A 23831-nucleotide genomic window follows, 5' to 3' on the forward strand; every position below is an offset into this window, starting at 1 on the left:
TAGGGCGTGTTGATCTTTGTGGTATGAAAAACAAACAGCATGAAGATAAGGTATAATTGAATTCGCCAGAAAACTTTACACCGAACCTACATGCCAAGATTAATGCTAACAGACGGGACATGGAATGTCTTATCAAAAGTAATGTACTTAAGTGGTCGAATTTATAATAAGCCCGACCATAGAAAAACGCTCGAAGGCATACTGTATAAGATGCGCACAGGTATTCCATGGCGAGATTTACCTTCTGATTTTGGCCGTTGGAGTGCTATCTACAGACGGTTTAATTTATGGTCCAAAAAAGGGATTTTGAATGAACTGTTTCGCGCATTATCTCGTGATGCGGACATGGATTGGGTCTTCATTGATGGCAGTATTGTCAGGGCTCATCAACATAGTTGCGGTGCAAGAACTGCTGACAATGAATCAATTGGAAAGAGCCGAGGTGGAAATTCTACGAAAATTCATCTTGCAGTCGATAGCGGAGGGTTGCCTGTTTATTATGAATTATCCTGTGGAAATACGCATGATATCGTCCATGCAGAGTCACTCGTAGCTAATTGCCCAACAAGTAATATGGTTGTCGCAGATAAAGGCTACGACAGTGAAAAACTGAGAGCGTTTGTTCGTGATAATAACGCTACACCCGTTATTCCACGTAAGGGCAACAGTTTAGTAGGCAATGAAGATATTGACTGGTGCATGTATAAATATCGGCACTTGGTTGAGAATGCATTTGGCCGTATTAAGCAATATAGAGGGATAGCCACGCGGTATGAAAAGCTTGAACGAAATTATCATTCAATGCTCGCTTTAGCATTTACTATGATGTGGCTACCAATGTGGGCTGATTGATATATGTACTACAAAGATCAACAGCCCCTAAGCAATTACCTCAAATTGACCTAGTAAATAGCAATATAGTTCTTACAGATAGCTGGTTACGCCCTAGTGAACTGGCAAAGTATATTGCTAACCACCCTTCACTTGTCGCAGTTGAAAAGAAAATTAAATCAACAAAAACTGGAATTAAATTGGCAAAGCAAAAATACAAACCTGAGTGGGGAGTTAATGCTAGTTATGGTTACCGTGATGATGATCCAATGGGAAATAGTCGAGCGGACTTGTTCTCTGTAGGGGTTACTTTTGACTTGCCGCTTTTTACAGATAATAGACAGGACAAAGAAGTTAAGTCAGCTATTTCAAAAACAGAAGCTATAAAAACTGAAAAATTATTATTGATGAGGAAATTGCTCGCATCATACTCCAGTGCAAAAGGGCGCTTACTTCGATTGAAAGATAGACAGAACTTATACAAAGACAAGCTACTGCCTCAAATCCATGATCAAGCTGAAGCTTCGCTAACAGCCTACACCAATGATGATGGTGACTTTGCCGAAGTAGTTCGCTCACGAATCGCTGTATTAAATGCGGAAATAGATGAGTTAACGCTTAATGTCGAAGAGCAGAAATTATTACTAGAACTTAATTACCTTTTTATAGGCAGCATAGATCCTGTCGTTAGTAACAATAATATGAATTTATCAAATAATAGTGGTTTCACTGTTATTTCGGGAGAAGAATAATGAACAACAATATTAAGCCAATAGTAATTGGCATGGTTATCGGTGGCTTTTTAACATTTGGGGTTTATAGTTTTATGGCCCCGACAAATAGTGGGGAAGCAAGCTCTGTTGTAACGGCTGAAAAGAAGCCGCTTTATTGGGTAGCTCCAATGGACGCGAACTACAAAAGAGATAAGCCAGGGAAGTCACCAATGGGTATGGATTTAGTACCTGTTTACGACGATGGTGGTAAAGGACCTGATGAAGGTCCCGGAACAATTCGTATCTCTCCTGATGTTGTAAATAACCTCGGTGTAAGAACAGCAATAGTTAGTTATAAATCATTGCACACTGAAATAAATACAGTCGGTTATGTTGCTTATGATGAAGATAAGTTAGTTCATATCCATCCACGAGTACAAGGATGGATTGAAAAGCTATATGTTAAGGCTATTGGAGATCCTGTTAAGAAGGGGCAACCCCTTTATGAAATTTATTCCCCAGAATTAGTTAATGCCCAAGAAGAATTATTATTGGCATTAGATCGTAAAAATAGCCGATTAATTAGTGCTGCTGAAAATCGATTGTCAGCATTACAACTTCCAAAATCATCAATAGTAAAACTTAAGAAAACAAAGAAAGTACAGCAAACAATTACTTTTTATTCTCCACAAAATGGCGTGGTGGAAAATTTAAAAATACGTGAAGGATTTTTTGTTAAGCCTGGCTCTACTTTAATGTCAATTGGTGATTTATCGGAAGTGTGGGTTGAAGCTGAAGTCTTTGAACGCCAAGCGGGTCAAGTCAAAACAGGCACCCCAGTAACCATGACTCTTGATTACTTACCAGGAAAAACATGGCAAGGAAAAGTTGATTATATTTACCCAACACTAGATGCAAAAACTCGTACTGTGAAAGTACGTCTTCGTTTTAAAAATGAAGAAGGCGAATTCAAACCAAATATGTTTGCTCAAATTGCGATTCACACAACAGGTGACGAACAAGCTTTATTAATCCCTAAAGAAGCACTTATTAGAACAGGAAACCAAGATAGAGTTGTTCTCGCCTTAGGTGAGGGGAGTTTTAAATCGGTTGCAGTATCTGTAGGTCGATACGATAGCGAAAGTGTTGAGATACTTGAAGGGGTGCGTGATGGGGAAAAAGTTGTTAGTTCTGCACAGTTCTTATTAGATTCAGAATCGAGTAAGTCTTCAGACTTCAAGCGAATGAATAGCGATGTTGATGAAGCGGATGCTTCAATGCCTTCTTCTGTTTGGGTTCAAGCTAGTATCGAGAGCATGATGGCAGATCATAAAATGTTAACTTTAGCTCATGAGGCGATACCTGAATGGGAATGGCCAGAAATGACGATGGATTTCATCGCATCGGACAGCGTTGACTTTTCATTACTTAGTGAAGGGATGAGTTTACATGTTGAAGTGACAAAAGAAGATAATGGTGATTATAAAATTAGCAACATCCATGTTCCTGACGACATGAGTGAAAGTGATACAAGCCAAGTAACTGAAGAAGTGGCAGATGACTCGTCAGCGACAGTTACTGGAACAATTAACTCGTTAATGATCGATCATGGAATGGTGAACATTAGTCGAACTGCTATTGAAAAATGGGGACGACCTGCGGCTACTTTAGATTTCATTACAGGGCACAATGTTAGCCTTGAAGGACTTTCTGAGGGGATGGAAGTTAAGTTTACTTTTGAAGTGCGTGGTGAACATTTTGTAATTTTTGAAATTGCCCCACTAGGGCAAGGTGATGAACAGGGTGAAACTTCTAGATTAGAAGCACCTGTTGTTGATCATTCAAACCACTAATATAGGAGTTAGATTATTATGATTGCTTCTATAATACGTTGGTCCGTTGGTAATCGATTTTTTGTATTACTCGCTACCTTTTTACTCGTAGGCATTGGTTTATATTCTGTTAATAAAACGCCTATTGATGCACTGCCTGATTTATCTGATGTGCAAGTAATTATTAAAACAAGTTACCCTGGTCAAGCCCCACAAGTTGTTGAAGACCAGGTTACCTATCCGATGACTACTGCCATGCTGTCAGTTCCTGGCGCTGTGACTGTTCGAGGTTATTCTTTTTTTGGTGACTCTTACGTGTATGTCATCTTTGATGAAGATACAGATTTGTATTGGGCGCGTTCGCGAGTACTTGAATATTTAAGTCAAGTAGCCCCTAGCTTACCCAGCAATGCACGACCGCAATTAGGACCTGATGCTACAGGCGTAGGTTGGGTATATTTATACGCCTTAGTTGATAAAACGGGTCAACAAGACTTAAGTCAATTGCGCAGTTTACAAGATTGGTTTTTAAAATATGAATTGCAAACTGTCCCTGGCGTATCAGAAGTTACTGCACTTGGCGGTATGGTTAAGCAATACCAAGTAAGAATTAATCCTGAAAAATTAAGAGCATTTGGGATCCCTCTTTCACATATTCAAATGGCTATTAAGCAAGGTAACCAAGAGATCGGGGCATCTGTTGTTGAAATGGCAGAAGCCGAGTACATGGTTAGAGCAACTGGTTATCTCAAAAGTGTTGAAGATCTAGAGAATATACCTTTAGGAGTAAATGAAAATGGCACACCTCTATTACTAAAAGATGTTGCAGATATTGGGACTGGCCCACAAATGCGTCGAGGTATCGCTGAGCTTAACGGTGAAGGAGAAACTGTTGGTGGTATCGTTGTTATGCGCTTTGGAGAAAATGCTCAGCAAGTCATTAATGGTGTTAAAGAAAAGCTAGAGCAACTGAAGAAAGGTTTACCTGAAGGGGTTGAAATTGTTCCTGTTTATGATCGCTCTGCATTAATTGAAAGGGCTGTTGATAACTTAGCTTATAAGCTATTAGAAGAATTTGGCGTTGTGGCGCTAGTTTGTATCATTTTCTTATTTCATGTCCGCTCGTCACTAGTCGCCATTGTGAGTTTACCTGTAGGGATATTGACGGCATTTATCGTTATGCATATGCAAGGTCTTAATGCGAATATTATGTCGCTAGGAGGGATTGCAATTGCGATTGGTGCCATGATCGACGGTGCTATTGTAATGATTGAAAATATGCACAAGCACATGGAAAAAACACCGTTAACTAATGAAAACCGCTGGAAAATAGTAGTGGAGTCGGCCAGTGAAGTTGGTCCTGCTCTATTCTTTAGCTTGTTAATTATTACGGTGAGTTTTGTTCCTGTTTTTACCTTGGAAGCTCAAGAGGGGCGAATGTTTGCTCCGCTTGCCTTTACTAAAACGTATGCAATGGCAGCTTCAGCGGCATTAGCGATTACATTAGTCCCTGTACTGATGGGGTATTTTATAAGGGGTAAGGTTTTACCTGAGCATAAAAATCCGGTGAACCGCTTTTTAACCTTTATTTATATGCCTGCTTTAAAAACGGTATTACGTTTTCCTAAGACAACCCTAGTAGCAGCATTGGCTGTTCTTGCTATTGGTATATATCCACTTGACAAGATTGGTAGTGAATTTATCCCTCCACTTGATGAAGGTGACTTGATGTATATGCCTACAACCTATCCTGGTATTTCGATAGGGCAGGCTCGTCAACTGTTACAACAGACGGACAAGCTGATTAAAACAGTTCCAGAAGTTAAAACTGTGTTTGGTAAAGTAGGCAGGGCCGAGACTGCTACTGATCCCGCACCTTTAACAATGATTGAAACCTTTATTCAATTAAAGCCTCGTTCAGAGTGGCGAGAAGGTGTTACTACTGAGAGTTTGAAAAAAGAGCTGGATGGTTTAGTTAAACTTCCTGGGGTTACTAATGCGTGGGTGATGCCAATAAAAACTCGTATTGATATGTTAGCTACGGGTATTAAAACACCTGTGGGTATCAAAGTCGCAGGACCTGACTTATCGGTAATTCAGGACATAGGTAAACAATTAGAAGTTATTTTGAAAGATGTACCTGGAACAGCATCAGTATATTCAGAGCGTGTAGCTGGTGGACGTTACGTTAAAGTTGATATACAACGGGCTAAAGCAGCTCGTTATGGTTTAAATATTAGCGAAATTCAGCAGGTTGTTGCTACGGCTATTGGTGGTATGAATGTCACTCAAACTGTTGAAGGCTTAGAGCGCTACCCAGTGAGTTTACGTTACCCACAAGACTATCGAGATTCGCCTGAAACGCTATCTTTACTACCAATAGTGACACCAAATGGGCAAAGGATCTCATTAGGCGATGTTGCGAATGTGCTCGTTGAAGACGGCCCTCCGGGAATAAAGTCAGAAAATGCAAGATTAAATGGTTGGGCATTTGTAGACATTGAAGGTGTGGATGTTGGTAGTTACGTTGCTGATGCACAAAAAGTTGTTGAAGATAAGCTAAAACTTCCTGCTGGCTACTCAATTGCGTGGGCTGGTCAATATGAGTATATGCAACGTGCCAAAGCTAAATTGACTTATGTAGTGCCGTTAACCTTGTTCATTATTATTATTCTACTTTATCTGAACTTCAGAAATGTTATTGAAGTGGCAATGATCATGGGAACTTTACCATTAGCAATGGTGGGAAGTATCTGGTTGATGTATATCCAAGGATATAACTTCTCCGTTGCTGTAGGTGTTGGTTTTATTGCGCTAGCGGGGGTTGCTGTTGAGATAGGTGTGATTATGTTGGTTTATTTGAATCAGGCTTATCACGAAATGATTGATGATCATCAGTCAAAGGATATTGCGACAACGAAAGCTGATGTGCTTCAAGCGGTGTTACATGGTGCAGGCTTACGTGTACGTCCAGTCATGATGACCGCAGCAGCTATAATCGTTGGCTTATTGCCAATATTATATGGCACAGGTACTGGTTCTGAAGTGATGAGTCGTATCGCAGCACCTATGGTTGGTGGAATGCTAAGTGCGGTAATTTTAACTTTACTTGTTCTACCTGCATTATTTTATTTGTGGCGTTCGTCATCGATTAAAAATGTTTCGAGCAAGGCATAGAGCTTGAAAATGTTGAAGGTTAGTCGGAAACTCCATCGGTGGTTGATGTTGTTTTTAGGCTTGCAGTTTTTGATTTGGTCAATATCTGGTGCCTATATGGTTATTTTTGATATTGACTATATTCATGGTGATAGTTTGGTGGTTAATCACCAAACTAAAGTTAATGTGGATGAAATTACTTACCCATTATCTGCATTAGCTAAGCAATATCCTGACGCAAAAAACATTGCCGTAGAAGTTTTTATAGACCAAGCCGTATATCGTTTTACAGAGCATGACGAAAAATATGTTGTAAATGCTAGTAATGGGGAGAAGATTTCTCCCTTAAACAAAATACTAGCTATTAGCGCTGCAAAACACTATTACAGTGGTGATGGTGAGGTCCTTGAGTCTGAACTGATTACAGAAAATCCACCGTTTGAATTAAGCCGTCGAGCATTACCTGCTTGGCGGGTTAACTTTGATGATTTTGGCAGTCCGTCGATATATGTTTCAGCTCAAACAGGAAAGCTTGTCAGTAAGCGACATGAATTTTGGCGAATCTTTGATTTGATGTTTAGTTTGCATGTCATGGATTATGAAGAAGAAGATCCAAGTAATAAACTACTTTTTTGGATCACACTTTTTTCTATTTTTGCGGCAATTACTGGTGGTGTATTGAGTTACTTTGTTATTTTCAAAAACAGAGCAAAAAATACATTAGATAAAAGTATGGGAGTAGCTAGATAATGTTATTCCTTAAAAAGCTACATAAATGGCTATCCTTGTTGGTTGGCCTACAACTACTAGTATGGTTAGGAACAGGCTTATATTTTAATTTGATGGATCATCAAAAGGCTTCAGGAAATCAATATAAACAAACTCCCGTTGTTGCCCAAGTTGATATTAATAGGTTAGTTGAACCACAGCTTGTCTTATCTCAATCAAAACAAGTCGTATCGTTAAAACAAATATCACTATTAGAGCACCCTTACTATTTGTTAACTCATAATAAAGGTTTATATAGCCATTTTGACAATGACTACTCTTTGGTTGATGCGTACACCGCTGAGCCAGTCGTTATTGATGAAACTATGGTTAGAAAACTGGCCCAATCTTCCTACAATGGTAAAGGTGTGATTAAAAATGCAGTTAAATTATCACCTCCATATGAAGATATACCTCGTGAGCAAAATGAAGTGTGGCAAGTTAACTATGCTGATTATATTCAAACTAGCGTTTATATTGATGCTGGTTCTGGTCGAATAATTAAACATAGTAATGATGATAAACGGTTTGTTGATATTTTCTTTATGCTTCACTTTATGGATTATGGCACTGAAGGAAGCTTCAATAATGTTCAAATCATTTTATTTTCTCTTTTCACGCTTTTCTTTTCCTTAACTGGTTTTATCTGGACTATTGAGCTGCTCTTTAATGGTCAATACAAAGTTCGCTTTGGCAACAAAAGTCGAACTTTGGCGCTATTTGATAAAGATCTGGAGCCTATCGGGGAATTCGATTTAGCTACTAATACCAACTTACTTGACGGTTTAATTGATCATGATATTGCTTTGTCATCAACCTGTGGCGGTGGCGGTACTTGTGGGCAATGTAAAGTACGTCTTGATAGCAGTGTCAAAGTCACTTCAGCAGAGCATGTACTTTTAACAAAGGAACAATTGCAACAAGGTTACAGATTGGCTTGTCAACATGATGCAACAGAAACTAAGAGGTTAACATTAATTGATGTTACTAAAGCCAAAAAATACCTTCTTGAATTAACGCATAGTGAGTTTATTAGTCCCTATATAAAAGAGTTGCGTTTTAAAGTGCTTGGTGGTGAGAGATTAAAATTCAAAGCAGGTGCTCATCTTCGCTTCTATATACCACCAGCTAAAGGAGTATCTATACCAGCGCGTCTTCCTGACGCTTTCAAATACCATTGGCGTGATATTGAGTATTTAGAGTATGAGCATCAAGCTTGTAGTCGAAGCTATTCTCTAGCTAATGGTGATGGGCAGATTGAAGCTGGTATTAACGAGTTAAAGTTTACCGTCAAAATTCAAAATGCTCCAAATAAAAGTATATATCCCGGTGTAGGTTCTAGCTACATATGCAATTTGGGGCTAGGGCAAACAATAGAAGCGGCTGGTCCATTTGAAGATTTTCACGCTAAACCTTCAAGTAATAAAACAATGATGCTTATCGGAGCAGGCTCTGGAATGGCACCATTGAAATCATTGATTGAAGAGCAATTGTGCTTCTACCAAAAAGAAAGAAAGGAAACTAGAGGTATCTATTTTTTCTATGGTGCTAGAACTGAGGAGGACTTGTTATATAAAGATGAGCTTTACAGGCTTTCTAGAAAATATACAAACTTTTTTACTACCCTGTTTTGTCTAGGCCGCATAAGAACTGGTCAGGAGCAAAGGGGTATGTTCAAGATTTACTCACATCAAATATTAACAAAATTTGTCAAATTGATGGTGTTGAATTTTATCTATGCGGCCCACCGAATATGATGTCAGCAACGATAAATCTTTTGAAAACTAAGAATGTTGATGCTACTAATATTGCATTCGATGAATTTACTTAAATTAAACTTAATCACTAACGTAGGAGAGAACCATGAAAACTAACTTTATTAAAACTGTAGGCAAAATCGCTTTGATATTAGTACCAGCAATTACTTTATCAATGAATGCATCCGCTCATGATCCGAAAATGCATGCAAAAAAAGCAGAAAAAGCTGATTGTAGCAAAATGGATCATAGCAAGATGGATATGAAAGACCCTGTTGCAGTTGCAATGATGAAAAAGTGTATGAAGCAATCAAAATCTTCAATGGAGAAAATGGATCACAGCAAAATGAAAGAAATGGATCACAGTAAAATGAAAGAAATGGATCACAGTAAAATGAAAGAAATGGATCACAGTAAAATGAAAGGAATGGATCACAGTAAAATGGAAAAAAAGAAAAATAAAAAGGCTAATAGTGATGATCACCAGAACCATTAATTAAATATTAAAAGTCACTTAATTGAAGCTCGTATTAAGTGACTTTTAAAGTAAGGAATTGTTATGAAAGCTCTTAAAATTCTATTGATATTATTGCTATTGGGAGGAGCTAGTGCAGCCACTGTCATGTATTCAGGGATAGTGAATGTAGCCGCAGATGAACCTCACAGTGATATTGTTTATTGGCTTCTTGAAGAAACTAGGGAGGCATCCATAAAGAAATCGGCTCAACATATCAAAGTACCTGATTTGGAAAGTCCTGAGTTGTTATTAATGGGAGGAGCAGATTATGAATATATGTGCTCAAGTTGTCATTTAAAACCTGGATTAAAAGAAAGTGATATGAGCATTGGGTTGTATCCTACTCCACCTAATTTAAGTATTTCGCATGAAACTCATCAACACGGTACTGATGAAGAGCTTGCAAAGAAGAACTTTTGGGTGATTAAGCACGGCATAAAAGCTTCGGGGATGCCAGCTTGGGGCAAAACTCACAGTGATGAAAGAATATGGGCAATGGTTGCTTTTATTAAACGATTACCTACAATAACACCCGAGCAATATCAAGTGCTAACGGCAATAGATTAATTATTAAAGATAGGAATAAAAATGAAAATAATTCAAATAATAGTAACAGCGGCTTTGTTAATTTTCTTAACCATGAGCAATGTTACAATAGCTCATGCAAGCGAAAAAAATAATACAAGTAAACGTGGTGAATTGCCCGTATTAACAAGTGATGCAGGTAAAGTCGTTATGCAATTTCACCAAGCCTTACAGGGTGGCGATAAGAGCAAAGCACGCGGCTTTTTAGCTGATGATGTCATTATATATGAGGGCGGTAGAGTAGAGCGCTCAGCAGATGATTATGCTAATCATCATATGCTGGCTGACATGAAATATTTGGCTCAACTTAAAGTAGAAATACTTGAACATGAAGTCAGGGAGATGGGGGAAATAGCTTACTCAATATCCAAAACAAAGTTAACCGGAGAGTTTCAAGGAAAAGACGTGAAAAGTGAAGGCATGGAAAGTATGGTGCTTTTGAAAAAAGATGGGAAATGGAAAATAGCGCATATCCATTGGTCACATTAATTTAAACATAATAATTCAGAGGTTAAAAATGAGAAAATTTATTGCAACTTTTATTGCACTTATCATCAGTATATCGGCTGTGGCTCATGATGATAGAGATCATAGTAATAAAGACAAAAAGGCGATTGTTGATGTGATTAAAAGCATCAAGTATGGCTGGGAAAATGGTGATGGATTGCCGTTTCGACGTAACTTTTTAGATTTTGAGGGGGCACGTTATATCGAAGGAGGAGGACAAAATGCAGGGTTAGATTCGCTAGTCGAGCATCACGTAGAGCCTGAAAAGGATGCTTTGGAATACTTAAAATTGAGTTTTAGTGAAATAGAAGTTCACTTTGAGGGCGATGATAAATCTTTTGCGTGGGCAATTGCTGACACACGTATAAAGGGCAAAGTGAATAAAAGTGGCAAAACATTCGACAAAAAAGGATTTCAAACATTCTTATTTCGCAAAATAAATGGCAATTGGAAAGTTGTGCATACCCACTCGTCTAGTAGAGATAAAAAGTAATTATTGTTTAAAAATACACCGTATGATGACTGGTTAGTTTAAGTCATTAAATGAATGGAATAGGACTTTTAAGTGAATAAAATAGAGAAGAAAAAATACTTAAGTTTTTACGAGTTTAACGTCACTTTGTGTCCTATTGATAATTATCACACCGATTTATTTCAGTTGAGGTTCGGATTATGAGAATAGTTTACTTTGGCAATAATATGTTCTCTTCGTGCTTAAAGTACTTAATTAGTGAAGGTTTTGAAGTTGTAAGAGTTTACATTAACTCGCCCGACTTTACTTCTTCGGTAATATCAAAATTGTGCGAAACACATCAAATTCCCTTATTCAAAAATAAGCCTATGAGTGAAGAGCTTGAACATTTGATTTCCATGGGTGTAGAAATGTTCATAGTAGCTGAGTATCTACACATATTACCTGAAACCAATGTTAAGTACGCTATTAACATACACCCGTCAATGTTACCAAACGGCAGGGGGCCAACGCCATTACCATATCTATTAAAATATCCTGAACATTCTGGCGTAACAATTCATAAATTAACAAATGTGGTAGATGGTGGAGACGTGATTCTTCAATCAGATGTTCCCATTCAAAAGAATGAATCTATCACGACAGTCATGGTCAAAATGCATATTGAAGCGGTAAATTTATTAAAAACCTTCCTTTCTGATGTCGAAGGTTATTATGAAAACGCTGTAGAGCAATCTGACTATTCATATTTTCCACTCATAGACATAACAGAGCGGATGCTGGACTGGAAACAATCAACACAACACATAAGTAGCAAGATTCGCAGTTATGGCTTTATTGGGGTAGTTCTTAAACTTAATAACCGTCTTTGGAATGCCAAACATCTAGAAACTGTAGAATACGGCCATCATTATGACGCAGGAAAAGTTATATATGAAGATGAATATTTACTTGTTATCAGCTCAAGTGATGGGATAGTTTGTGTTCACAAATATTCGTTATCTTTGATTGATTAACGTAATTGTAATTGGATGTAGAGCATGATTATGAAAATGAAACCGTTAAAGAAAGTTGCACTTACCGTTGTGGTTATCTGGACAATTATTGTTACAACGCTAACTGCAAACTTAATCATATCATCAAAAAAAAGTGCGGTTAAAAATGCTAAAGATGATGCTTTTTCTGCAATTGAACACATTGATGCGACCATAAAACTATTAATAAATGACTACCAAATTAACGATATGAGCTTATCAAGACAATTAGATTTAAAAGGACTTGAATCTAATAGTGGCGTCGTATCTATTGAACTTGGTATAGAGAAACCAAAAGTTTCTCTAGTCTTTGTACAAGAAAATTCAAATGTTAGTAACCAAAATACTTTTTTAGATGAATGGCAAAAAAAACTAGTCGGAGTCTTAATCGATAGAAACGAGACAACTTATTTTATTGATGAGAAAGGTCAAAGCTCTTTTTTAAGAGCTGTAGAGCCAAGAGCTGTAGATCAAGACTGTCAAATTTGCAGGCTAGTAGGACTTGAGAAAAAAGGTGGTTACTTTGGAGGTGTTTTTGTTTCGGTGAATATGAGTCGATACCTTTCAGAAGCCTATTTGCACACATGGAGTATGATTCGAAGCATAGGAATAATTTGGGTATTAGGTATAGCTGCAATCATTTACGGCTATAAAAAAACAAGCAGTGCAGTAACTAAAAAACTAAGAAATTATGAAGAAAGTGTTTTTAATTTAGTCGATATATTAGAGAAACGAGATAGCTATACCGCTGGTCACACCCGAAGAGTTGCAAAATATGCGATGTTACTTGCTGAAGAGCTAAATGTTTCGAGTATTAAAAAAGAGCTACTTTACAGAGCATCGATGCTACATGACATAGGTAAAATATCTACGCCAGACTCTATTTTATTAAAGCCGGGGAAGTTGAGTGATTTAGAATATAAAATTATTAAAAACCATGTAACAACCAGTTATGAAATTCTCTCTAAAGTATCTATCTATAAAGATTTAGCAGAAATAGTTCGACATCATCATGAATATTATGATGGTTCTGGCTATCCCCAAGGTTTAAAAGGAGGCGAGATTCCCTTCTTATCTCAAATTCTCACGGTTGCTGATGGCTTTGATGCTATGACCACAGACAGAATTTATAAAGGTAGAAAATCAGTACAACAAGCAATTCAAGAAATTTCTAAATTAAGTGGACAACAATTTAACCCTGTAATTGTAAAGTCTGCGATTAACGCATTATCAAACGTTAAAATAGATCGTAAAATATCGCAGTTACCAGAGTCTGATTTACAGCATGAACGTTTCTCATATTTCTATAAAGATAATGTGACACATGCATACAATCAAAGGTACTTAGAGCTTTTATTGTCAAAACAAAAACAAGAATTAAACAAATATCGACATGTTTTGCTAATTAGAGTGCATAATTTTTCGAAATATAACTCAGAACATAGCTGGAATAAGGGTGATGAGAAGCTTATAGAAATTGTAAATTCTCTTCAAAAATTTGAAGAAAACCACCTTGTATTTAGGCTATTTGGAGATGACTTTATTCTGTTGCTCAAAAGGAAAATTGACTCATCTGAAAGGGAAGAATTATTGAGGAAAGAAGTAAATGGAACATGCTTATATTATTCAACACGTTATATAGATTTACCAGAAAATAAATTGATCGATATGGAAGAGCTGGAAAAAATTATGCACATGCCTGAATAGGTTGTTTTTCTTCAAAATCATTTAAATAAAACAGTTATGAATCTAGCACTAATGGAGTACAACAAATGAAATTTCCTAAATATAAAATATATAACTACATTGGAATTGTCTTCATTCCCTTGTTGCCTTCATGCATAAGTGCAGCAGAGCCAACGGTAGATAATCAATCAAAGAGTTATCAAGATAAAAACTTTACCAGCATTCAAAAGTCTCTTCAGCAAATGAATAAGAACTTACAAACATTGCCAGCACAACAAACTGCTAAATTAAGCGCTACAAATGATCTTGAAACAACTGGAGATAACCAGGTGAAAAATCAAAATGATACCTCTAATAGCCTTAACCAAAAAATGGGGCGAAATAAAATGGGTATGATGACCAAGAAAAAAAACTGTATGGGCAGAATGTGTAAAATGATGATGAAAAACAAATCAATGATGGGGACCAAACCTTTACCAGAAAAACAAGGCTCGTTATCTACCATGACTGATGTTTTACCCGGCTATCAAGATGCACCACACCTATATCACCTTGGTGAAACCGACTTTTTTTTAGATTATGTATCTGAACTTGAACTGACTTCAGGGCAGGTTGAACAATTGTTTAACATAAAGCAGCAATGGGGAATTACTCAACGAGAAAAAGTTACTCTGCGTGAACAACTCGAAAAGCGTTTGTGGAAAGAGACCGCTTCAGGAATGCCTAATTTAAATGAGGTTAGAGATACTCTTTCAGAAATAGCATCTGTCAATTCAACACTACGATTATCATTTATCGAGATGGTCGGTCAATCTGTAGACGTTTTATTGCCGCAACAAGTGGAACTTATTAAAAAAATAAATATATCAAAAGAATTTGATAGTAAGGGATAGGTCTATGATGAATTTCTTTTTTAATAAAACAGTTATTACTCTATCACTTTGGGTTACCTTATATTTTTATTGCACTGCATCATTTGCTCAGCAAGGGAAAGATGAACATGCGAATCATCACCCAAAGAATTCACAAATTGCATCGGTTTCACCAACTCAACAAAATATTGTCGTAGCTAATAATGATGGTGTGAGTAACTTATCTGTTGATAGTGTTGGTCAAACACAAACCTCTGTTATGTCTAAAGGCCAAGGAATGGGTAAAAAGATGAACGGAATGATGGAGCAAATGGGAGCACCTAAGCCTAAAGATCTCTACCCTACATTAATGCGCCTATCGAAACTTCCTCCTCACTTGACCGATGAAGTACTTCAAAAAGCCATAAATAGAATGCAAAAAGGTAATCAAATAATGGTAGACGGCTTTATGTCGTTAGCTAATGCCGATGGTCAGCAAAACTATTCTGAAATGCAATCTTCTATAGAAAAAATAGAGCAAGGTTTAAGTCAATACAATAGTGGTTTAGCTACCAAAAGGGCGATAGCAGAAGGGCAGGAACCAAGACGAGTCGCTCTTCAATGGTTTAAAAGTCAAATGAATCTATTACCAACAGCGCCTAAAAGCGAGCAATCAAATATATTTGGAATAAGCATATTTCACTTGGGTGTTATGACTATTTTGTTTTTATTTGCGTTTGTTTTTATTTGGGTATACGCCTATAAAATGAGACGAGCATCTGCGCTGTTAGAAGAATTAAAGATAGCTCCTGTCAATGAGCCGCAAGTGATAGAAAATGAAAATAAGAAAGAAGTTTCTGAAAATTTAAACACTAGCCCCACGTTTGATAAGTCTAGTGAGTTGAATGGAGCATTGGTTACTAGTAATGAATCTACTGATTTTACTTCAAAGAAAAAGGGCGTTTTCACTGGTACTGTGCATGTCATAGGAATATTTAATGAAACACATGATGTAAAAACTATTAGATTGGCATCTTTAGCTGGGGAACCTCTACCATTTAATTATGAGCCAGGCCAGTTTGTTACTTTTTCTCTCAATATCCCTGATCAGCCTAAAGTAATAAAACGCTCTTATACCATTGCCTCGTCACCCACTCAGAGAGATTATTTTGAAGTAACAATAAAGAGAGAGGAGCAAGGCTTAGTCTCTCGCTTCATGCACGACAACGTTTGCATAGGAGATGCGCTTGAAATAAAAGCACCTAATGGTAAGTTCTACTTCAACGGAAATAATGAAGAGAACATTGTCTTAGTATCTGGTGGCGTTGGGATTACCCCCATGATGAGTGCCGTCAGATATTTAACCTCTACCTGTTGGAAAGGAAATATCTATTTTCTTTTTTGTGCAAGAACATCAAATGACTTTATTTTCGAACGAGAATTAAGGTATTTACAATCTCGTCATAAAAACTTACATGTCTTAGTGAGCATGACACGAGTTGAAGGAACTGCTTGGATGGGACCTCAAGGTAGATTTACTTCTCAATTGGTAAACGACTTTGTTCCAGAGCTATCGGAAAAAACTGCTCACATCTGTGGGCCTCCACCGATGATGGATGCTATGAAAAATATGCTTATTGAGTTAGGTATGATGCCTCAAAGAGTGAAAATTGAAGGTTTTGGTGGTAGTAGCCCTGTGAAGAAAGAAAATAAACCACAAAGTCCTATCATGGGGAATATAGATAAAAATACCAGTATCAAAGCTGAAGCTATTAATAATGGTTTTGAAGTGTCCTTTACTCAGTCAAATAAACATGCAAAAGCAGCAGAAGGAGAAAGCATTCTTGATGTAGCGGAAAATTTAGATGTTGATATTGATAGCTCTTGTAGAGCAGGAAGCTGTGGCTTATGTAAAGTCAAGTTGCTCGAAGGGCAAGTAGAAATGGATGTGGATGATGGCCTAGAGGAAGATGATAAAGAAAATGGTTATGTATTAGCTTGTCAATCAATACCCAAAACCCCTGTAAAAGTGGAGGTATAAAGTGATGGCAAATCAAGAACGAACAATTGTTGCCAGTTTAGTGTTGCTGATGATCGTGCTATGGGGTGGATTTGTTTGGCACAGTTCACCACGTTTTCCTGGCAGTTTTAGTGGGAGCATGCTCGGAATAATAGCCGCCTTTTTGATGTTTTTTCCTTTAATTTACTTAGTGATCAAGAGAAATAAATCAATAAAAACCTGGGTGACCAAGAAGGTTCCTATGTCAACATTATTGGTTTGGCATATCTATGCTGGGGTGTTAGGACCAATCATAGGATTACTACATAGTGCTCACCGTTTTGATAGTTTACTTGGTATTCTATTGGTGCTCTTAATGATGCTAGTTGCGATTAGTGGCTTCATTGGGCGATACATACTTAGCTTAATATCGTCAAAATTAAAAGATAAGAAAAAACTAAAAGAAGAATTAAAAAATGAATTAAAAGATGAACAAATTGAATTGCATGACCGATTTTGTTCGAAACATATTAACGCTATGCCAAGTGATTTAAACTCACACTCTCCATCACTCTTTTCAACTAGTCTTGGCTTAGGTCGAACTAGCAATGAGAGAAGAATTTTGCGATTGGTCGATGCAATATCAGATATTGAATACAGCATTCGTATTCATGATACAGCAAAGCTTTGGTTCAAACGGTGGTTAAAATTTCATATATCTATTTCCATGATCTTATATGTGCTCATAATTTTTCATATTACTGCTGAAATTTATTTTGGTTTGAGGTGGTTATGATCAAATATCTTTTTGGTGGAATTATAGCAGTGATTATAGCTGCGTTGGTAAGTCACTATTACCATTCGAGTGAGTTACCCGATATAAATTGGGAAATGACCGTTATCCCTGGAGATTTAAGTGAAGCCCATTCCTTTTTAGAAGATGATTGTCAAAGTTGTCATACGCCAATAACGGGGGTTACTCGTGAAAATTGTGTTGTTTGTCATGCCAATGATACTCAAATAATCCAGCGTCAGCCTACTTTGTTTCATGTCGATATAGCTGAATGTAATTCATGTCATATGGAGCATCAAGGAAAAGCAGCACGCATATCTACAATGGATCATGAGGCACTCTCTGATATAGGTTTACGCATGTTACCTGAAGATAATACCCCGTTTGATCAAGGCACGGCTGTGCAAAAGCTTTTCAAAGAAATGTTATCGGATAATCGAAAAGTGGATCCGCTACTTATTAATCCGCATGTTAGTACAAAAGAAGCGTTGCTTAATTGCGCTACTTGTCATGCTAACGATGATAGGCATTTTGGGTTGTTTTCAGATGATTGTGTACAATGTCATAGCACTGAACAGTGGTCTTTATCTTCATTTGTTCATCCATCAAACAAGTCAAACGACTGTAATCAATGCCATGAGGCACCACCTAGCCACTATATGAAACATTTTAAAAAGATATCTGCAAAGGTTGCAGGGGAGCACAAAGCACCTGTAGAAGAATGTTTTGCTTGTCATCAAAATACCTCCTGGAATGACATTAAAAAAGCTGGCTGGTATAAACACCATTAATCTTAGGAGTATGAAGTATGTTGCATAACGGTATTGCAATTTTCTTTTCATTAGTTGTAGTTATAGTTTTGTTTAATAAACGATTTCGCTTATCGCAACAATGGAGGGCGACCGTAACTCCCTTAGCCTCAATCATTGGCAGTGGATTTTTAATTGTTGCACCACTACTGCATGCCACTATGGGAAAGTGGGCATTAGCTGGAATTGTAGTTTTATCACTGTTTTCATTAGCTTTGGGAGCTATTATTCGCTTCAACATACTTCATGCTGAGCAATATTTAGTTGAAAACCCTAATGGATCTATTGCAAAGCTAGAACAGGTTGGTCAATGGTTTCTTGGAGGGGCATATGCAATATCTGTCGCTTTTTATATCAGCCTGTTTTCTGCATTTGTTTTTGACCGCCTTGGTATTGAAAATTTGTATATTGTAAGGGGTGCCACAACTGCGGTATTACTTTCGATAATGGCTGTAGCTTGGATTAGAGGTGCGAAGGGTTTAGAAGCTATAGAGCTTTATGCTGTGACCATCAAACTTTCTATTATAGTTGGTGTATTGGTTGCTTTGTTTACTTATGACATATCGACAGGTAAGGCTTGGTTTGAACATTCAGCTGCTCAGAGTTTAAGTAAATTTGAAATAATTAGCATGCTGGCTGGAATGCTGATGGTTACACAAGGGTTCGAAACAACTCGTTTTATGGGGGCAGAATATTCAGCAGCTCAACGTATAAAGGCAGTCAAATATTCACAAGGGATCGCAATTGTACTGTATGTCATTTTTATAGGGTTAACCTGTCCAATATTTTTAGAATTTCCTATTGTTGAATTAAATGAAACTACGATTAGCCATACATTAGGCAAAGCTGTTTGGGTCTTACCTATTCTGCTTTTAATTGCTGCAACAGCAAGCCAACTAAGTGCTGCACTAGCCGATACAATAGGTGGTGGAGGTCTAGTTAGAGAGCTTCTCAAATCTAAAATTTCAACTAATATGGGATATATGTTAGTGGTCATTTTAGCAATTATTTTGGTCTGGACTTCGAATGTTTTTGAAATAATTAATTTCGCTTCTAAAGGGTTTGCTCTTTATTATTTAGTCCAGACGCTAATTACAACAATGCTATTGCTTAAATACAAGAATAAAACAGGGAGAGTATGGCTAAAAATCATTGGGAGCGCGTTTATAGCTGCTTCTCTCGTATTTGTAATTCTCTGGTCTGTACCTGCGCCACATGGTTAATTGGATGATGAAAGATAGTAACCATAATTATTTTAAGGGATTGTTCGAATGCTTGATTTCAATCAATATTATCAGAGCAAATATGCTATAAGTTTATAGTGAAGTAACATACTAGCGAGGATAGAACTGTCCATGGGACAACGTTTGAATTGGCTATTTTATATTTTGATATATTTGTCTGTAAATGGACAAGTATTTGCTACAGCTATTCATTTGTGTTCTGAAATGGCCATAACTTCTAATGCACTTACAGCTCTAAACAATACAGTTAATATCCATGATCATCATGATGATGGGCACCAAGTAAAGCCTGAAAGTAAGCATGCTAATCATGATTCAAAAACAATGGATAACTGCCATTGTATAGATTGTGATTGTATGCAAGATTATACAGGACAGGTAAAGTATTTATTAGTTCAAGATATTAATATATTAGGTTTTCTACCTATAATTTCGAAGGTTACTAAAAGCTTAATTCAAAACTTTATATCGCAAACTCGATCTAATCCTTATCGCCCTCCATTATTCGCTTAATAGGGATCAGTGTGCCTATTTTTAGGTAACTGACTTCCATTAATTCAAAAAAGTTTAGAGCACCATGAAAACTATGATGGGTTTGCGTAAAAGTAAAGTGTGTTCTTTTTGCTCTATAACTAATTCTTATTTTTAAATTAAATCAGTGTGATGAATAACTCACGCCAACACAAAATATTAAGGTGATACCATGAAAAAGGTACTTCTCCAATCGGCAGTTGCAGCGTAAACGTCCGGTGATCATCACCTAGATATTGATATTCCAAGGCAATAATTGTTCTATGTCTGGCTCAGGCTGACAAAGCTCATCGAGGCAATGCATGATGTAATCAAATGGCGTTAAGCCGTTGGATCTTGCAGTTTATACCGAAAGAAAAACTATGCCGAACACATGCTGCCCAATTTCATAAGTGTGCTGGTATTACTGTCATTTGACTGTAAGGATCCAGTTTCTATTCGGCATAGTTTAATCCTAGAACTACAAGCTGGTGAGAAAACCTAACAACTTATCGCTCGGTTTATAGTGAAGATCACTGTGCTTATTAAATGGCGCTACTTTCGCTAATGCTGCTTCCTTCAGTGCCATATGAGCATGTAAGTATCTTTGTGTCGTTTGTGTAGATTCATGTCCAAGCCACATCGCTATTACCGTGGTATCAACACCTGCGCTAAGCAGCTCCATTGCTGCGGTGTGTCGAAGCACATGAGGTGTTACATGCTTCTGCTTCAGCGATGGACATTGAATACTGGCATTAGCAGCATGTTTCTTTACTAAATACTGCACACTGTCTGCACTAAGACGATTGCCGCGTATTGTTGGAAACAGTATATCCTCTTCCATACCAGGAAGCGCTAACAGCCAAGTTTTCATGATACGAACAGCAGGTTTGGTTAAAGGAGTACTTCTTTCTTTCCGACCTTTGCCAAGACATCGGACATGCGCCCCTTGGTCAAGAAATAGGGACGTACTATTGAGCCCGATGATTTCAGAAAGACGCAGCCCTGTCTGTAACGCTAAAAAAAGTAGAGCGTGATCACGATGGCCTATCCACGTCGTTTTATCCGGACTTGCCAGTAATGCCTCTATTTCCGTTCGCTCCAAGAAGTGGATCAGCCTCTGCTCATGTCGTTTACTAGGGATAACTAATACTCGCTGAATTTGTGCGCTATACCCAGGCTCTTCGTATTCTAAAAAGTGGAAAAATGAATGAATGGCAGTCAGACGTAAATTTCTTGTGCGAGCACTGATTACTCGGTGCTCTTCAAGATCATTAAGAAATGCGCTAACTAATTCTGCGTTGATATCTTCTAGCGTTAGCGCAGATGGCGCTTTCCCTAGCTGTTTTTTTGCAAACACCAATAGCAGTCGAAAGGTGTCTCGATAGGAGTATATCGTGTTGTGACTGACGCGTTTTTGATTGATTAAACGAATAGTAAACCAACGTTCAAGCAAGCACGGAAATGCGGTAGTGGCTTTCATAGTTCAGCCTCCAAACGTGTTTCTAAGCGACGCGCAGCAAGTTCCAGTAGCTCTGGACAGGCAGATAAATACCAATAGGTATCACGCACACAACTGTGACCGAGGTAAGTAGACAATTTTGGTAACAAGGTGTCTACCTTTTCTCCAGTTCTATACCATCGTAATAGCGTATTGACCGCAAAGCTATGTCTAAAATCATGGATCCGTGGTCCTGAGCTAGCATTTGGGGTACGTAATCCAATTTGTCGTGATAAACGTAAAAATACACGAGAAACATACTGCGGTAATAAACGGCCACCGCGCTCTGCTACCAAAAAGTACTCACTGCAAGGAGGGTTAATAAGTTCATCGCGACGGCGATCATACTCGACTAGAATACGCTGAGTACTTGCATGTATGGGAACGTAGCGTGATTTTCCAAACTTTGTATCGCGTACAGTGAGAATACAGTTCTCAAGATCTACATCTTGGCGTTTGAGAGTCAAAGCTTCGCTGATACGCAAGCCTGTTGTCGGTAAAAGACCAAAGAGGCAATGGTATGTCCAGCGCCTTAATTTGTTTACCGGTTTAAGAGCTAATGCGGCCTCCAACAATGCCTGTATCTCAATATCAGAGTAAATGTACGGTTTAGCAGAGCCGCTATAGGATAAAAGTCCAACCGGCGGTACCTCTGTGTGTATGTCCATTGTTTGCAAGTGCCGAGCAAACCCGCGAACATAGGCCAGTTTTATAGCCCAGCTAGCATTTTTTCCAGGCGATTGGGTTGCCCATTCAAGTGCAAGTTTGGTAGTGACAAAAGTACTACTGTACTGCTCCATAAACGTAACGAAGCCTTCTAAATCTCTAGCTGGTTGAATAAACTTGTGGCCCAGTCCGCGTCTAAGATCCACATATTCATGTAATATTTTACGTAAGGAGATCATTGTGCTACTCCCGGCCATGGCATGGCTAATGCTCTTAATCCATCAATATTAACTTTGGCATAAATACGTGTCGAATCATGGCTCTTATGGCGAAGTAGTTGACCAATTTCGGACAGTGAAGCACCTGCTTGAAGCAAGTTAGTTGCAAGGCTATGGCGAAAAATATGAGTCCCTTTATGCTTTAGTGTTAACTCAGCTCGCAGTAACGCTGCTTTAGCAATTTGTGAGATCCCAGCAGAGCTTGCAAACTGAGAATGTGGCGCCAATGAGCGTACAAAAACTGAACGGCTATCAGTCTTTGGCCGTGCGTTTTGTAAGTAATCTGATAGCGCCGCACCCACTTCAGGCAGCAAAGGCAAAGCAATAAGCGTTCGACCCTTTCCTCGAATGTTGAGGTTACCAGCATGCCAGTTGATGTCATCTAACTTCAACAGAGCTATTTCATTCGCCCTCAGTCCTAGCCGACTTAATAGCATAAGTACTGCGTAATCCCTTAAGCCAACGGCACTGCTCGTGTCGCAACTGTTCAGCACCTTTTGAATTTGGTTAGAAGATAGATGTTCTGGGAGGGTGGTTAGGCTCCATCTTCTGATACTAGGTACAGCAGAAGACAAATTGTAGGTTGTATACCCCTTATATAAAAGATACCTAGCGAACGCACGTAGTGTCCAACACATATTTTTTGCAGAGCTAGGGCTTTGGTCATGTGCGTGTTGCACTAGAAATTGCCTTACATCTTGTCCTCTTAAGCTTGAAAAGCATGAAACACCATCAGGGCAACACTGCCAAAGAAACTTCCTCAGTGGTATTCGATGTCTGATGACTGAAGTTTCACAAAGTCCATGATTTTGCATCAAATGCTGTTCAAAGTCCTGAATGATCTGCGACAGATGATCTAACACAATCGTTGCTGCTGCTGCTGTTGCATTGAGCGCTCTTAGCACTATAAGAAGTCTAATAAGAGCTGCGTGATCAGACAAAAAAGGATGTCGATTTTTTTGCCTAAATTTTTCATATTGTAGTACTGATGCTTCGTTAACATCAGTCACCTTATACTTTTTACTGGCTAACCATGCGCTATAATCAGCAGCAACTCTAATGTTACGAGCGCCACTCTGGTAGCAGTGACCTTCAGTAATTAGATGCTCTGCATAAGCCTTCATATAAACGCCCAAAGGGCCCGTATGAAGTCGCGCTATTGTTTTTTTACACTTGAAAAATGCCGAAACACTCATAATCCTTCTCCGTAAATTAATTATTAGAAGTCAGATCACACTATGCCGAAGCAATCATATGCAAGTATCTTTGTATTATAGGGTTCTAGCCAAGTGATTCGGCATAGTTTTTCTTTCGGTATAAAC

The 23831-nt window shown here is 38.0% G+C and carries 20 protein-coding genes and 2 pseudogenes; 18 read left to right on the forward strand and 4 right to left on the reverse strand.

The features are described from left to right. Positions 1 to 90 precede the first annotated feature (90 nt). The 18 genes and pseudogenes from L641_RS0106145 (at position 91) to L641_RS0106230 (ending at position 20067) form a co-directional block, all read left to right on the forward strand. Positions 91 to 852 (forward strand): IS5 family transposase, encoded by a 762-nt coding sequence (locus L641_RS0106145; protein ID WP_024600859.1) that lies wholly within the window; start codon positions 91 to 93, stop codon positions 850 to 852. Then, a complete protein-coding gene (locus L641_RS0106150) occupies positions 849 to 1583 on the forward strand; it encodes a TolC family protein (protein WP_024601445.1) in 735 nt (244 codons plus the stop codon). The genes L641_RS0106145 and L641_RS0106150 overlap by 4 nt, the downstream gene beginning before the upstream one ends. Continuing rightward, the gene (locus tag L641_RS0106155) at positions 1583 to 3397 is read left to right on the forward strand and encodes an efflux RND transporter periplasmic adaptor subunit (RefSeq protein WP_008128605.1); all 1815 of its coding nucleotides are present in this window, start codon (positions 1583 to 1585) and stop codon (positions 3395 to 3397) included. The genes L641_RS0106150 and L641_RS0106155 overlap by 1 nt, the downstream gene beginning before the upstream one ends. An 18-nt stretch (positions 3398 to 3415) precedes the next feature. Next, positions 3416 to 6553, forward strand: coding sequence for an efflux RND transporter permease subunit (locus L641_RS0106160; RefSeq protein ID WP_024601446.1), 3138 nt, complete (start codon positions 3416 to 3418; stop codon positions 6551 to 6553). A gap of 45 nt (positions 6554 to 6598) precedes the next feature. Continuing rightward, positions 6599 to 7282 (forward strand): hypothetical protein, encoded by a 684-nt coding sequence (locus tag L641_RS0106165; RefSeq protein ID WP_051385860.1) that lies wholly within the window; start codon positions 6599 to 6601, stop codon positions 7280 to 7282. Between the two features lie 575 nt (positions 7283 to 7857). Continuing rightward, positions 7858 to 9131, forward strand: a pseudogene (locus tag L641_RS22220) (2Fe-2S iron-sulfur cluster binding domain-containing protein). 32 nt (positions 9132 to 9163) lie between these two features. After that, positions 9164 to 9553, forward strand: a complete 390-nt coding sequence (locus L641_RS0106175) for a hypothetical protein (protein WP_024601448.1) — start codon at positions 9164 to 9166, stop codon at positions 9551 to 9553. A gap of 63 nt (positions 9554 to 9616) precedes the next feature. Beyond that, complete coding sequence (locus tag L641_RS0106180; protein WP_024601449.1) at positions 9617 to 10141, forward strand: cytochrome c; 525 nt, start codon at positions 9617 to 9619, stop codon at positions 10139 to 10141. 21 nt (positions 10142 to 10162) lie between these two features. Continuing rightward, a complete protein-coding gene (locus L641_RS0106185; RefSeq protein ID WP_024601450.1) occupies positions 10163 to 10648 on the forward strand; it encodes a nuclear transport factor 2 family protein in 486 nt (161 codons plus the stop codon). Positions 10649 to 10676: 28 nt separating this feature from the next. Continuing rightward, positions 10677 to 11159: a nuclear transport factor 2 family protein gene (locus tag L641_RS0106190; RefSeq protein ID WP_024601451.1), complete on the forward strand. Its 483-nt coding sequence runs from the start codon at positions 10677 to 10679 to the stop codon at positions 11157 to 11159. Between the two features lie 179 nt (positions 11160 to 11338). Then, positions 11339 to 12154: a formyltransferase family protein gene (locus L641_RS0106195; protein WP_024601452.1), complete on the forward strand. Its 816-nt coding sequence runs from the start codon at positions 11339 to 11341 to the stop codon at positions 12152 to 12154. 30 nt (positions 12155 to 12184) lie between these two features. After that, the gene (locus L641_RS0106200) at positions 12185 to 13879 is read left to right on the forward strand and encodes an HD domain-containing phosphohydrolase (RefSeq protein WP_249365181.1); all 1695 of its coding nucleotides are present in this window, start codon (positions 12185 to 12187) and stop codon (positions 13877 to 13879) included. Between the two features lie 65 nt (positions 13880 to 13944). Further along, the gene (locus tag L641_RS0106205; protein ID WP_008113889.1) at positions 13945 to 14751 is read left to right on the forward strand and encodes a hypothetical protein; all 807 of its coding nucleotides are present in this window, start codon (positions 13945 to 13947) and stop codon (positions 14749 to 14751) included. Positions 14752 to 14755: 4 nt separating this feature from the next. Further along, positions 14756 to 16750, forward strand: a complete 1995-nt coding sequence (locus tag L641_RS0106210; RefSeq protein ID WP_024601454.1) for a 2Fe-2S iron-sulfur cluster-binding protein — start codon at positions 14756 to 14758, stop codon at positions 16748 to 16750. Between the two features lie 4 nt (positions 16751 to 16754). Beyond that, positions 16755 to 17504, forward strand: a complete 750-nt coding sequence (locus tag L641_RS0106215) for a hypothetical protein (protein WP_024601455.1) — start codon at positions 16755 to 16757, stop codon at positions 17502 to 17504. A 29-nt stretch (positions 17505 to 17533) separates the two neighbouring features. Next, positions 17534 to 18292 (forward strand): hypothetical protein, encoded by a 759-nt coding sequence (locus tag L641_RS0106220; RefSeq protein ID WP_238530330.1) that lies wholly within the window; start codon positions 17534 to 17536, stop codon positions 18290 to 18292. Between the two features lie 17 nt (positions 18293 to 18309). Further along, positions 18310 to 19533, forward strand: a complete 1224-nt coding sequence (locus tag L641_RS0106225) for a hypothetical protein (RefSeq protein WP_024601457.1) — start codon at positions 18310 to 18312, stop codon at positions 19531 to 19533. Positions 19534 to 19665: 132 nt separating this feature from the next. Next, complete coding sequence (locus L641_RS0106230) at positions 19666 to 20067, forward strand: hypothetical protein (protein WP_024601458.1); 402 nt, start codon at positions 19666 to 19668, stop codon at positions 20065 to 20067. Positions 20068 to 20314: 247 nt separating this feature from the next. Here L641_RS0106230 and L641_RS23165 read toward each other — a convergent pair. The 4 genes and pseudogenes from L641_RS23165 to L641_RS0106245 all read right to left on the reverse strand — a co-directional run. Continuing rightward, positions 20315 to 20446 (reverse strand): annotated as a pseudogene (locus tag L641_RS23165) (transposase domain-containing protein); the annotation flags it as partial. Between the two features lie 99 nt (positions 20447 to 20545). Next, positions 20546 to 21547, reverse strand: coding sequence for a tyrosine-type recombinase/integrase (locus L641_RS0106235; protein WP_024600953.1), 1002 nt, complete (start codon positions 21545 to 21547; stop codon positions 20546 to 20548). Further along, on the reverse strand, positions 21544 to 22470 hold the full coding sequence (locus L641_RS0106240; protein WP_024600954.1) for a tyrosine-type recombinase/integrase: 927 nt from the start codon (positions 22468 to 22470) through the stop codon (positions 21544 to 21546). Before L641_RS0106240 ends, L641_RS0106235 begins: the two co-directional genes overlap by 4 nt. Further along, the gene (locus L641_RS0106245) at positions 22467 to 23705 is read right to left on the reverse strand and encodes a site-specific integrase (RefSeq protein ID WP_024600955.1); all 1239 of its coding nucleotides are present in this window, start codon (positions 23703 to 23705) and stop codon (positions 22467 to 22469) included. The genes L641_RS0106240 and L641_RS0106245 overlap by 4 nt, the downstream gene beginning before the upstream one ends. Between the last annotated feature and the right edge of the window lie 126 nt (positions 23706 to 23831).

It is taken from the genome of Pseudoalteromonas sp. TB41 (assembly GCF_000497975.1).
Classification (GTDB): domain Bacteria; phylum Pseudomonadota; class Gammaproteobacteria; order Enterobacterales; family Alteromonadaceae; genus Pseudoalteromonas; species Pseudoalteromonas tetraodonis.

Bases quoted from the DNA above. Each gene is read 5' to 3' on its own strand.
- L641_RS0106160 (WP_024601446.1), top strand. From the start codon at position 3,416: ATGATTGCTTCTATAATACGTTGGTCCGTTGGTAATCGATTTTTTGTA.
- L641_RS0106180 (WP_024601449.1), top strand. From the start codon at position 9,617: ATGAAAGCTCTTAAAATTCTATTGATATTATTGCTATTGGGAGGAGCT.
- L641_RS0106230 (WP_024601458.1), top strand. From the start codon at position 19,666: ATGGGACAACGTTTGAATTGGCTATTTTATATTTTGATATATTTGTCT.
- L641_RS0106205 (WP_008113889.1), top strand. From the start codon at position 13,945: ATGAAATTTCCTAAATATAAAATATATAACTACATTGGAATTGTCTTC.
- L641_RS0106215 (WP_024601455.1), top strand. From the start codon at position 16,755: ATGGCAAATCAAGAACGAACAATTGTTGCCAGTTTAGTGTTGCTGATG.
- L641_RS0106175 (WP_024601448.1), top strand. From the start codon at position 9,164: ATGAAAACTAACTTTATTAAAACTGTAGGCAAAATCGCTTTGATATTA.
- L641_RS0106190 (WP_024601451.1), top strand. From the start codon at position 10,677: ATGAGAAAATTTATTGCAACTTTTATTGCACTTATCATCAGTATATCG.
- L641_RS0106225 (WP_024601457.1), top strand. From the start codon at position 18,310: ATGTTGCATAACGGTATTGCAATTTTCTTTTCATTAGTTGTAGTTATA.
- L641_RS0106185 (WP_024601450.1), top strand. From the start codon at position 10,163: ATGAAAATAATTCAAATAATAGTAACAGCGGCTTTGTTAATTTTCTTA.
- L641_RS0106165 (WP_051385860.1), top strand. From the start codon at position 6,599: ATGTTGTTTTTAGGCTTGCAGTTTTTGATTTGGTCAATATCTGGTGCC.
- L641_RS0106145 (WP_024600859.1), top strand. From the start codon at position 91: ATGCCAAGATTAATGCTAACAGACGGGACATGGAATGTCTTATCAAAA.
- L641_RS0106200 (WP_249365181.1), top strand. From the start codon at position 12,185: ATGAAAATGAAACCGTTAAAGAAAGTTGCACTTACCGTTGTGGTTATC.
- L641_RS0106245 (WP_024600955.1), bottom strand. From the start codon at position 23,705: ATGAGTGTTTCGGCATTTTTCAAGTGTAAAAAAACAATAGCGCGACTT.
- L641_RS0106155 (WP_008128605.1), top strand. From the start codon at position 1,583: ATGAACAACAATATTAAGCCAATAGTAATTGGCATGGTTATCGGTGGC.
- L641_RS0106235 (WP_024600953.1), bottom strand. From the start codon at position 21,547: ATGAAAGCCACTACCGCATTTCCGTGCTTGCTTGAACGTTGGTTTACT.
- L641_RS0106240 (WP_024600954.1), bottom strand. From the start codon at position 22,470: ATGATCTCCTTACGTAAAATATTACATGAATATGTGGATCTTAGACGC.
- L641_RS0106210 (WP_024601454.1), top strand. From the start codon at position 14,756: ATGATGAATTTCTTTTTTAATAAAACAGTTATTACTCTATCACTTTGG.
- L641_RS0106195 (WP_024601452.1), top strand. From the start codon at position 11,339: ATGAGAATAGTTTACTTTGGCAATAATATGTTCTCTTCGTGCTTAAAG.